Source organism: Streptomyces sp. NPDC048361, assembly GCF_040651795.1.
Lineage (GTDB): Bacteria > Actinomycetota > Actinomycetes > Streptomycetales > Streptomycetaceae > Streptomyces.
In genome coordinates this window covers 1-10,834 of sequence record NZ_JBEZKW010000110.1, presented here as the reverse complement: position 1 = coordinate 10,834, position 10,834 = coordinate 1, and the positions used below count along the sequence as shown (strand labels likewise).

The window sequence follows — 10,834 nt, the reverse complement described above, 5'->3', positions numbered from 1 at the left end:
CCGCTGCAACCGCGCACCCAGCCACTCTCAATCAACCCACAACACACCAGGCCAGCAAGCCCGCGATACACCAACAAGCCCCCCTCCGAGCGTTAGTAGCCGCGTACGGACGAACATCAGGGCCGGGCAGGAGGATCCTGTCCGGCCCTGATGTCGTCGGGATCAGCCGAAGTCGAGCGCCTCCTTTTGGGAGGGGCCTCGGCCGGGCGTACATCACAGTCGGGCTCAGGAGTGGGCAACTGCTCCGGCCCTGGGTCGAGCAGAGCTACAAACAGATCAAGGACGAACTCGGCGCCGCCGACTTCCAGGTCCGTTCCACCGGCGCCATCAAACGCCACCAAACCCTGGTGAACTGCGCTTTCTCCTTCTGCTGGGACCAGTGGTTCGCCCCGCCCGACCCCGTGAACACCACCGCCCCCGACCCCTGCCCCGACGATCAGGCAGAGAGGGGGCAGTCCCATGCCCCACCGGCCCCAACCGCCCTGCTGGCCCAGGGGCTTACGCGCCGTCCCGGCCTGGCTCACCCCCGCCACCACCCTGCGTCGCTGGTGGCAGGCATGGACCGACAAGGGTCCACCCGCCGAACTACAAGCCCTGATCGACGCGGTCACCACCGGCAGACCCCTCGATCTCTGCCGCCGAATCTAACGAACTACCGGTAGGTTGACGCACCCGAGCAGGGACCACTTCCGTTGCTGAGCAGTCTGTCGACGAGGAGTTCGGAGTAGCCGGTGGCGGGTGGGTCGATGCCGAAGATCGCCCGGATGTAGAAGGGCGCGATGAGCTGGTCGAGGATCTGCTCCAGGGGTGGTGGGTTCTCGCCTCGGGCCGTGGCCCGCCGGCGGATCTGCTCGATGGAGTGCATCCGGCGCTGGAAGTGCTGCGCACGCTCGGCCTGAGCCTGGGCGCTGTTCGGCATGGACAGGATGACGGCGCGCACGAGGGCGCGCCCTTCGGGTGTGCGGATGCTCGAAACGCTGGCTTCGGCCCAGGCGAGAAGGTCGCCGCGCAGGGTGCCGGTGTCGTTCAGCGGTGAGTCGCGCTCCAGGCGGGCGGTGACCATGTCGGCCAGGAGTGCGTCGAGGCTGCCCCAGCGCCGGTAGACGCTGCTGTGGTTGACGCCGGCGCGTTGGGCGATCGCGGGGATGTTGAGGTCCTCGCCCTCTGGGTCGCAGAGCAGGTCGATGACCGCCTGGTGGACGGCCGCGCGGACCTGCTCGGGGCTCTTGCGGATGCGTTCGGCGGGTGGTTTCGGAGTCACCTCCCCATCGTAAGCGTTAAGCACAGATGTTTGCTTTACAGGCCCCGGTGGGCCTACAGTTCTCACCGCAAGCACAGATCAGTGCTTAGTCGAGGAGAGTGTGTGCAATGAAGCAACTGCTGTTTCCGAACAACATCCAGTTCTGGTACGAGACCCTGCGGTCGATGAGCCACATCGCCTACGGCGGCGCGGACTTCGGCGAGGTCGTCTCAACCGGTGAGCGGATCACCGAGGGCGACTACCACAGCTGGTACACCGAGTGGTCGGCCACCGCGGACCGGGTGTCCGCCGAGGCCGAGAAGGCGCTGGCGGCCGGCCACAAGGTCAGCGCCCGGGACGGGTTCCTGCGGGCGTCGAACTACTACCGCTCGGCGGAGTTCTTTCTGCACGGCCACCCCTGCGACCCCCGCCACGACCACGCCTACGACCGCAGCGTGGCCTGCTACCGGGCGGCGGCGGCGCTGTTCACCCCGATCATCGAGCCGGTCGCGATCCCGTACGAGGACACCACCCTGCCGGGTTACCTGTACCGGGTCGACGACTCCGGGACACCGCGGCCGACGCTGATCATGCACAACGGCTTCGACGGCACCGCCGAAGAGTTGCACTTCTTCGGGGCGATGGCCGGTGTCGAGCGCGGCTACACCGTGCTGGTCTTCGACGGCCCCGGCATGCCCGGGCCGCGCCACCACGAGGGTCTGGTCTTCCGCCCCGACTGGGAGAACGTCATCACCCCTGTCGTGGACTTCGCCGAGACCCTCCCGGAAGTCGACAACAGCCGTATCGCGCTCCTCGGTATCAGCATGGGCGGGGTCCTCGCGCCCAGGGCCGCCGCGTTCGAGCACCGCTTGGCCGCGCTGGTCGCCGTCGACGGCCTCTACGACCTCGGACAGACCTCCGTGCGCAACATCCCCGGCACCCGCGAGGAGGCCGAGCAGCTCCTGCGCGCGCAGTCCGCTCCCGAACTCGACGCCGCCATGGCGCAGCTCATGACCAAGGACCCGATCGCTCGCTGGGCGATCAACCACGGCATGTACGTCATGGGTGTCGACACCCCCCGGGCCTTCAACGCCTCCTACCTCGACTACACCCTCGCCGGCGGCATCGCCGAACAGATCCGGTGCCCCACCCTCGTCTGTGACGCCGAAGAGGACATGTTCTTCAAGGGCCAGCCCGAACAGCTCTACGACCACCTCATCTGCCCCAAGACTCTCATGGTGTTCACCGCCGAGGAGGGGGCCGGCGCCCACTGTCACCCCGGTGCCATGCGCCTGTCCCAGGCCCGCATCTACGACTGGCTCGACACCACCCTCAAGGCGACCGCCTGAAGAGCAGATGACCCGGCACCGTGACGGGCCCTGCCCGCGGACCATCCGTTCACTGCGGAAAGCATGGGGAGACAAAAGTGCGTCTGATCGTCGGGATAACGGGAGCGACCGGCTCCGTACTGGGAATCCGGCTCCTTCAGGAACTGTGTCGGCATCCCGATGTGGAGACGCATCTGGTGCTGACGCGCTGGGCGCGGGCCACCGTCGAACTGGAGACCGGGATGAGTACCCGCGACGTCGCGGCTCTGGCCGACGTCGTCCATTCCCCCGACGATCAAGGGGCATCCATCGCTTCCGGCTCGTTCCCCGCCGACGGGATGGTCATCGTCCCGTGCAGCATGAAGACGCTCGCCGGGATACGCACGGGATACGCCGACGGTCTGGTGGCCCGCGCCGCGGACGTCACGCTCAAGGAGCGCCGGAAGCTGGTTCTCGTCCCCCGCGAGACCCCTCTGAGCGAGATCCACCTGGACAACATGCTCAGCCTGGCCCGCATGGGCGCCGCCATCGTGCCGCCCATGCCCGCCTTCTACAACCGTCCCGCCACCGTGGACGACATCGTCGACCACATCGTGGCAAGGATTTGCGACCAGTTCGGTATCGACTCGACACGGGCCCGGCGCTGGGAAGGCATGCGTGCCGCTGCCACCACGCACCCGCCGGCCCTCCAGCTGAACTAGCGAAGGAACCGCACCCATGAACCACCACAAGGACCTTCGGGAGCACATCGCCGCACTCGAAGCCCTCGGCGACGTCAAGCGTGTGCGGCGCGAGGTGAGCTGGGACCTGGAAGCCGCGGCGATCACCCGGCTCTCCTACGAGCGCACCGCTCCCGCGCCGATCTTCGAGAACATCAGCGGAGCAGAGCCGGGCTTCCGCCTGATGGGCGCACCCGCCTCGCTGAGCTCCGCGCCCGGCAAACCGCTCGCCCGTGTCGCGCTCTCCCTGGGGCTGCCTACGGATCTGACTGCCGCGCAGCTCGTGGACACGCTGGCGGCGACCCGGGACATGCCTCCGGTGCCGCCCGAGCTCGTGTCCCGCGACGAGGCCCCCTGCAAGCAGAACATCCTCCTCGGCGAGGACGCGACGCTGGATCGCTTCCCGATACCCCGCGTCCATGAGCAGGACGGCGGCCGGTACCTCAACACCTGGGGGATCATCGTCGCGCGCACCCCGGACGGCTCGTGGACCAACTGGTCGATAGCCCGCATCATGATGATCGACGGCAAGCACATGACCGGCCTGGTCATACCGCCCCAGCACATCGGCCTCATCTGGCAGGAATGGGCGAAGATCGGCAAGCCCATGCCCTACGCACTCGTCCAGGGCGGCGATCCGGCGATCCCCTTCGTCGGTGGCATCCCGCTCCCCGACGGTGTCGACGAAGCGGGCTTCATCGGCGCCCTGCACGGCGAGCCCGTCGAGGTCGTGATGTGCGAGCTGTCGGACCTCGAAGTTCCCGCCAGCGCGGAGATCGTCATCGAGGGCCATCTGTCCGTGGAACGCTCCGCCATCGAGGGACCGTTCGGGGAGTTCGCCGGATACGTCCCCGACGAGGCCTCCCACCAGCCCGTCTACACCGTGGAGTGCATCACCCACCGCGATGCCCCGATCTGGCCGATCGTCGCAGAAGGCCGCCCTGTGGACGAGTTCCACACCGTCACCGGAGTCGGTATCGCCGCCGACGTCCTGCATGACCTGCGCGCCGCCGGCCTGCCGATCACCAGGGCCTGGTCACCCCTACGCGCGGCCTCCCACTGGCTGGTGCTCACCGTCCCGGCGAACTGGCGGGAACTGGTCCCGGACACCGACTCCCAGGAGTTCGTCCACCGCATCGGCACAATCATGGACGCAGTGACCCGGACCGGAAGGCTCCACGCCCAGGTCTTCGTTCTCGACGACGACATCGACCCCGCCGACGACACCGACCTGATGTGGGCCCTGGCCACCCGTATCCACCCCACCGACCGCGCCGAGGCGTGGAACGGCCTGATTCACCCCCTGATGAACTGCTACCACGACAGTGAGAGGGTCGCCATGACCGGGCCGGTCGTCCTCCACGACGGACTCCAGCCCGCCCCCGGCCAAGGGCGCATGCCGCACAGCTCGTTCGCCGAGGCCTACCCGGCCCACATTCGTCAGCTCGTCCTCGACCACTGGGACGAGGACTGAGGAAGCCGGTGTGGCACGGCCCTGCGAGCCGACTAGTGCCGCATCAGGCAACGTTTGCCCTCTGTGAGGCCCTGCCTGTCGACGGTTTCGGCCGCCGCCGATAATCGACCGATGAGCATTGTCGAACGCCCTCTGCCGCCCCTGAACGCCGACGAGCGCACCACGCTTGAGAGCTGGCTCGATTTCCACCGCACCACGCTCGCCATCAAGTGCGAGGGCCTGGACAACGAGCAGGCCGCCGCCGCCTCCGTGCCGCCGTCCCCTTTCACCCTGACCGGCCTCGTCCAACACATGGCAGAGGTGGAGCGGAACTGGTTCCGCCGGGTATTTGCCGGAGAACAGGCCCCGCCCATCCACGACCCGCAGGCCGACCCGGGCGGCCCCGACGGCGGTTTCGACCTGGCCGAGGGCGCCACGCTGGGCGGCGCCCTCGCCACCTGGCGCGAGGAGATCGCCCGTGCCCGTGAGCACTGCGCTGGCCGTGCTCTGGCCGATACGGGGCGCTTCATGGAGCAGGACGTCAGCCTCCGCTGGATCTACGTCCACATGATCGAGGAGTACGCCCGCCACAACGGCCATGCCGATTTACTCCGGGAACGCATCGACGGCGCCACCGGTGTATAGCGTTGGATCAGGCAGCGTTCGCCCTGTCGACGACGGCGCGTAGGCGCTGGTCGTCGGCGTGGTGGTTTCGCCAGATGATGTAGCGGCGGATCATGCTGCCCTGCTCCTTGTGGGTGGCGTGGTCGGTGCCATCGAGGGTAAGTAGCGCAGGGCGGTGAACTGGGCCTCGATGCGGTTGAGCCAGGAGGAGTTCGTCGGGGTGTAGGCGATCTCGACGTTGTTCGCCGCCGCCCAGGTGCCGACGCGTTGGCACTTCTTCGTGGTCAGGTGCGGGGAGAAGTTGTCGGCGACGATCGCGATCCGCACCGTCGCCGGGTAGAGGCTGCGCAGGTAGCGGCAGAACTCCAGGAACTGGGTGCGCCGCTTGATCGGCTTGATGTGGCCGTAGAGCTTGTCCTTGGCCGGGTCCAGGGCGGCGAACAGGTGCCGCACTCCGCCGTAGCGGTTGTAGGTCGCCCGCCGCCGTCGGCGCGGTTCACGGTCGGGATTCTTGTGCTTGCCGCCGCGCTCGGCCCATTGCCGGCCCGGGTGGGGCATCAGGTTGAGCGGCCCGAACTCGTCCAGACAGAAGATGACTTCGGGCTCACCGTCCTCGGGTATGACCTCGCCGTCGGCGATCGCGTAGAGGTGCTCGACGCGGGCCTTCTTGGCCGCGTAGTCCGGGTCGCGGGAGGTCTTCCAGGTCTTCAGGCGTTGAAAGGAGACGCCTTCCTCGCGGAGCAGGATGCGCAGGCCCTCGTGGCTGATGTCGTCGACCACCCCCTCGGCGACCAGAAAGTCCGCCAGCTTCGTCAGACTCCAGGTGGAGAACGGCAGGTCGTGCTCCGTCGGCTTGGACTTCGCGATCTTCTTGATCTCGCGGCGCTCAGGCAGCGTAAACGTCCGGGGCCGGCCGCCGGAGTACTTCGGATACAGCGACTCGAAACCGTCGGCATTGAAGTTGTGGATCACGTCCCGGACCCGGTCATCGCTGGTGAACGACACCTCGGCGATCCTCGCTACCGGCATGCCCTGCGCGGACAGCAGCACCATCTGGGCCCGCCGCCAGGTCACTACCGAGCCGGTGCCCCGGCGGATGATCCGCAGCAGCCGCCGGCCCTCATCGTCATCGATCTCGCGTACGCGCACTCGCTCTGCCACCCGGCCAGGGTGACCGCCACACGCCGCCCGGCACAGCACCCGGACGGCGCGTCACATCACAACAGGGCAAACGTTGCCTGATGCGGCACTAGACCATGAGGAAGATTCGTCAAGCGGTGGAAGTTGCTGCGGGGGGCGCCGCGCTCCTGAGCCTCGGCGTAGTGCCGGCGCACGCCGAGGGTTCGCGCACCAGTTACATAGGCGGCTGGGCTCGGGGCAACGAGTCGAGCCGCTGGGCCGACAACAACAGCGACAACACCAGCACGTCCGTCGGTTTCTCCGGCTGCCAGACGGACTCGTCCTTCAGCTCGGCGTCGCTGACCCTGTACAAGGACATTAGCCTGGCCCCGGACGAGAGCCACGGCTCGCGCACCAACTACTGTGGCACCTCCTACTGGGGCGATGAGTCGGCGGGAAGCTACTACTTCACTCTGAGCGGCTTCACCGGCGGTTCGAGGCTCACGGTCAGCACTGTCCGTATGGCCTGGTAACAGCGCTTGACGGGGCCCAGCCACACGACGGTTGGGCCCCGCAACGTCGAGCACTTCTTCACAGAACGAGCTGCGCCGGAGCCACGCAGCAGATTGAGTCTCCCCATGACACTGCAGTTCAGCGGGATCGACTTCCGCTACAACCGGAAGTCTTCGGTCTTCACGGCGCTCGACCTGACCATCGACACCCCCGCTACCGTCCTGCTGGGGCCCAACGGTGCCGGCAAGTCGACGCTGATGTCACTGGCGGCCACTCACCTGCGCCCCGCTAGCGGCCGTATCTCGTGGCGCGGCCGGACTGCGGCGGGACGCCGTGACCGAACCGCCTACGTGAAGGCCGTGGCCTGGCTCCCGCAGGACATTGCGGCCATTCCTGGACTGACGGTCCGTGAACAGGTCGCGTACGCAGGCTGGTTGAAGGGCATGTCCAAGTCCTCGGCCTGGCAGGCTTCTGCCGATGCACTGGCCCGCGTCAGCCTCAGTGACCTCGCCGACCGGCGCAGTCACCAGCTGTCCGGCGGCCAGAAGAGGCGTATGGGCCTGGCCGGGGCCCTGACTCACCGCAGTGAGCTGATCCTGCTGGACGAGCCGACCGCGGGGCTCGACCCGACACAGCGCCGGGTTTTCCGGACCCTGCTCGAAAAACTGTCCAGCGACGTGCGGGTGGTTGTCTCGAATCACCAGACCGAAGACCTGGCCGAGTCCTACTCGCATGTCGTGGTCCTGGACCGCGGAGCGGTCCGGTTCCAGGGAACCATCGCCGAGTTCTACTCGCTGGCCGGACCGGCCGTGACCGATCCGCGGGAGCGTGCCGAGGCGGCGTACGCCCAGCTCGTGCACGGGGAGGTGTGACATGCGGATACGCACCATGCTGCGCTCATCCTCGGCCCTGATCGTTCTGCCGATCGTCGTCGTCTTCGTTCTGGCCGCGATCGGCACCGACATGACCTCGTGGACGACTGCCGGTTACTGGCCGTCGGCGACGGGCAGCTCAACTTACGCACTCCCCTTCATAAGCACCGCGTGCGCAGCCATGGGGGCCTGGGAGGGCGCACGGCTGACCCGGGGCCACGTGTTCAGCCAGGTCAGCGTCCGCTCACCACTGTCCATTTCGGCCTCCGTCCTGGTGCCCGTCCTGGCCGCAGGTGTCATCGCGTCCCTGGCATCCCTGCTCTTGGCGGCCGGATCAGCCGGAGTAGGGGCCGGACTTCCCGACCTGGGAATCCTGGCCGCCGAGCTGGTGCTGCTGCTCGCCAACACGCTGGTGGGCTTCTGCATCGGACACCGCCTGCCGGCCCTCATCTCCGTCCCCGCCTGTCTGGTGGGCGCGTTCATCGTCAACGCCTTCCCCGTGTCGTGGAGCGTTCTGTGGCTCAGGCACCTGGTGGGCGGCGGCCTGCGGGGTTGCTGTGCCCTCGATCAAGTCCCCGACTCCCACGCCGTGTGGTCCGCCCTGCTCTTCGCCGGAGGCCTCTCCGCGGCCTGTCTGGTGATCATCAACTGGCGTCACCTGCGCCCCGTCTTCGGAGTCGCGCTGGCGATCCTCATCGCCGGAACAGGCGGTGCCGTCGCAACCGCGCACGGCCTGCAAGCGGACGCCGCCAGCCCGCGTCCCCAGGCAGCGCTCGACTGCGAGCGCGGCACCGCGACAACCGTGTGCCTGTGGCCCGAGGTCACCAACGCCTCCACGATCCGCAGCGAAACACAGAAGGCCGTGTCCAAACTACAGGCCTTCGGCATCATCACGCCCACGACATTCACCATGGTGGCCAGGCCTACCGCGCAGGAAGCCAAACTCGGCATAGGGCCCAACGCCGGTGCACAAGACGTTCCACCCGGTGTCGTCGGGGGGCTACTTCCGCAGCCGCCCGCCTGCGCATCCCAAGGCCCCTACCCGGCCGGCGAAGCCGTCGGACCCGTAGCTGCCTGGCTCATGCTCACAGCAGGAGCATCCGAGAACACCCTCACCGTCAAGGCAGGCCCCGACGCCACCAAGCTGGCCCACCAGATCGCCTTGATGCCCAAGACAGAACAACTGCGCTGGTACGCCGTCAACACCGCAGCCATGAAGACCTGCACGACCAAGCCCCAGCTCATCCCCGTAGGGGGCGCCAGGTGAACTGGTGGCTCAAGACCCGCGCACCGGCCGCCTTCCTCACCACGGTCATCATCACCACCGCCTTCGCCGGCCTCGCCGGAAACACGGAACTCCCCATCCCCTCACTGACCGGCAGCACAGGCAACTTCCTGGTCGGACACCTGATCACGGTTCTTCCCGCCGCCGTACTGATGTACGCGGCAAGCCGCACGGACATCAGGATGGAGCGGGTAGCCGCCCGCCCCATGGCGGGCTGGAACACACTGCTCGGCTTGATGGCCGCGCTCATAGCGGCTCTGGCCGCGGCCATCGCCTACATGCTGACCTGCCAGGACATCGCCCTTGTCACCGGCCGGAACACCATTGGCTATATCGGATTCGCCATGCTCCTGTGCGCTCTGGCCGGCCCCCGCGTCGCCTCTTTCACCACGGCTGCCCTCCCCATCCTTCTGGCCACAACAGGCTGGGCACCCGACGGGCGGGCCAGGCCCTGGGCCTGGGCGCTCCAGCCGGCTCAGTCCGCCCCCGCAACCAGCGCGGCCCTTGCACTGATGGCCGCAGGGGCTGTCGTGACGCTGACTCGCTTGATGCCAGCCAGATACGAGCGCTGACAACGCGATCATGAACCTGAGCTGAGCACCGAACCCTGTTTGACCGGCTAGATGGTGAGGTTGAGGCGGTGCTTTGCCCAGGTCACCAGCCTGCCCGCGCAGGCGGAGTCGGCCCAGACAATGGTAATCACGGGGTGCATCAGCCGCGGCCGGAACAGGACTTCCTTGGCCGTGCTGCGGTCGGTCAGGTCGGCCGGGGTGACCATGACGAATGGCGGCGGCGGCGTGTTTCATCAGCAACAGTGCCAAGCTCTGCACGAGTACCAGCACCGGCCGGATCCGCGACAAGTGGGAGTCGGGCGATGGCGCGAGAACCAGCGGCGCAATGTGTGAAGCTTCCCCTTGATGGTGGACACCTGGAGACTGGGACCTGAGGTTCCAGAGGAAGTAGCACCAGGTGGGAAACAAGTACACGAAGCGGTACACCGAGGAGTTCAAGCGGGACGCGATCGCGCTCGTCGACTCTTCTGGCAAGACGGTCACCGCCGTCGCCCGGGAACTCGGCATCAGCTCGGAGTCCTTGCGCGGCTGGTACCGCCGGGCCAAAGCCGACCGGAGCGAGGGCGCCCCGGGCGAGCTGACCAGCGCCGAGCGCGACGAACTGCGCCGGCTGCGCAAGGAGAACCGCGAGCAGCAGCAGACGATCGAGATCCTGAAAAAAGCGACGGCCTTCTTCATGAAGGAGAGCGACCGGTGACCGCGTTGTACCGGTTGATCCACGCGGAGAAGGCGAACTATCCGGTCAAGATGCTGTGCCCGGTGCTGCACGTGACCCGCTCCTCCTCCTACGCCTGGCGCGAGGGCGAGGCCGCCCGCCAGGCCCGCAGGGGGCCGACGACGCGCTCGCGCACGAGATCGCCGTGCTGCACATCGCTTCCCGCAAGACCTACGGCGTCCCGCGCATCCACGCCGAGCTGCGGCGTCTGGGGCGGCGAGTGAACCGCCAGCGCATCGCCCGCGTCATGCGTGAGCGCGACATCCGCGGCGTCACCCGCCGCAAGCGGCGCTCGCTGACCCGGCCGGACGTGAAGGCGAAGCCGGCCCCGGACCTGGTCGGCCGCGACTTCCACGCCGAGTACCCCGGCACCAAGCTGGTCGGCGACATCACC

General features: G+C 67.7%; 11 protein-coding genes and 2 pseudogenes. 10 read left to right on the top strand and 3 right to left on the bottom strand.

Going from position 1 to position 10,834, the window contains the following annotated elements:
* Positions 1 to 652: 652 nt before the first annotated feature.
* The gene (locus AB0D31_RS33965; RefSeq protein ID WP_362730560.1) at positions 653 to 1,261 is read right to left on the bottom strand and encodes a TetR/AcrR family transcriptional regulator C-terminal ligand-binding domain-containing protein; all 609 of its coding nucleotides are present in this window, start codon (positions 1,259 to 1,261) and stop codon (positions 653 to 655) included.
* A gap of 107 nt (positions 1,262 to 1,368) precedes the next feature.
* On the opposite strand from AB0D31_RS33965, the gene AB0D31_RS33960 reads away from it, so the two are divergent.
* The 4 genes from AB0D31_RS33960 to AB0D31_RS33945 all read left to right on the top strand — a co-directional run bounded on the left by AB0D31_RS33960 (position 1,369) and on the right by AB0D31_RS33945 (position 5,385).
* Positions 1,369 to 2,589 (top strand): alpha/beta fold hydrolase, encoded by a 1,221-nt coding sequence (locus tag AB0D31_RS33960; protein WP_362730557.1) that lies wholly within the window; start codon positions 1,369 to 1,371, stop codon positions 2,587 to 2,589.
* Positions 2,590 to 2,666: 77 nt separating this feature from the next.
* Positions 2,667 to 3,269 (top strand): non-oxidative hydroxyarylic acid decarboxylases subunit B, encoded by a 603-nt coding sequence (locus AB0D31_RS33955; protein ID WP_362730554.1) that lies wholly within the window; start codon positions 2,667 to 2,669, stop codon positions 3,267 to 3,269.
* Positions 3,270 to 3,285: 16 nt separating this feature from the next.
* Positions 3,286 to 4,761, top strand: coding sequence for a UbiD family decarboxylase (locus AB0D31_RS33950; RefSeq protein ID WP_362730551.1), 1,476 nt, complete (start codon positions 3,286 to 3,288; stop codon positions 4,759 to 4,761).
* A gap of 111 nt (positions 4,762 to 4,872) precedes the next feature.
* A complete protein-coding gene (locus AB0D31_RS33945) occupies positions 4,873 to 5,385 on the top strand; it encodes a DinB family protein (protein WP_362730548.1) in 513 nt (170 codons plus the stop codon).
* 7 nt (positions 5,386 to 5,392) lie between these two features.
* Here AB0D31_RS33945 and AB0D31_RS33940 read toward each other — a convergent pair.
* Positions 5,393 to 6,525, bottom strand: a pseudogene (locus AB0D31_RS33940) (IS630 family transposase).
* A 116-nt stretch (positions 6,526 to 6,641) separates the two neighbouring features.
* On the opposite strand from AB0D31_RS33940, the gene AB0D31_RS33935 reads away from it, so the two are divergent.
* From AB0D31_RS33935 to AB0D31_RS33920, 4 genes are all read left to right on the top strand, one after another.
* A complete protein-coding gene (locus AB0D31_RS33935; protein WP_362730545.1) occupies positions 6,642 to 7,016 on the top strand; it encodes a hypothetical protein in 375 nt (124 codons plus the stop codon).
* Between the two features lie 105 nt (positions 7,017 to 7,121).
* Positions 7,122 to 7,868 carry an ATP-binding cassette domain-containing protein gene (locus tag AB0D31_RS33930; protein WP_362730542.1) on the top strand — a complete coding sequence of 249 codons (747 nt, stop codon included), beginning with the start codon at positions 7,122 to 7,124 and terminating at the stop codon, positions 7,866 to 7,868.
* Position 7,869: 1 nt separating this feature from the next.
* Positions 7,870 to 9,135: a hypothetical protein gene (locus AB0D31_RS33925; protein WP_362730539.1), complete on the top strand. Its 1,266-nt coding sequence runs from the start codon at positions 7,870 to 7,872 to the stop codon at positions 9,133 to 9,135.
* A complete protein-coding gene (locus tag AB0D31_RS33920; protein ID WP_362730536.1) occupies positions 9,132 to 9,725 on the top strand; it encodes a hypothetical protein in 594 nt (197 codons plus the stop codon). Before AB0D31_RS33925 ends, AB0D31_RS33920 begins: the two co-directional genes overlap by 4 nt.
* Positions 9,726 to 9,775: 50 nt before the next feature.
* Here the strand turns inward: AB0D31_RS33920 and AB0D31_RS33915 are convergent.
* Positions 9,776 to 9,934 (bottom strand): annotated as a pseudogene (locus AB0D31_RS33915) (IS5/IS1182 family transposase); the annotation flags it as partial.
* Between the two features lie 188 nt (positions 9,935 to 10,122).
* Here AB0D31_RS33915 and AB0D31_RS33910 point away from each other — a divergent pair.
* Positions 10,123 to 10,422 carry a transposase gene (locus tag AB0D31_RS33910; RefSeq protein WP_362730533.1) on the top strand — a complete coding sequence of 100 codons (300 nt, stop codon included), beginning with the start codon at positions 10,123 to 10,125 and terminating at the stop codon, positions 10,420 to 10,422.
* 55 nt (positions 10,423 to 10,477) lie between these two features.
* The coding region (locus AB0D31_RS33905; RefSeq protein WP_362730530.1) for an IS3 family transposase at positions 10,478 to 10,834 on the top strand (357 nt) is incomplete at its 3' end.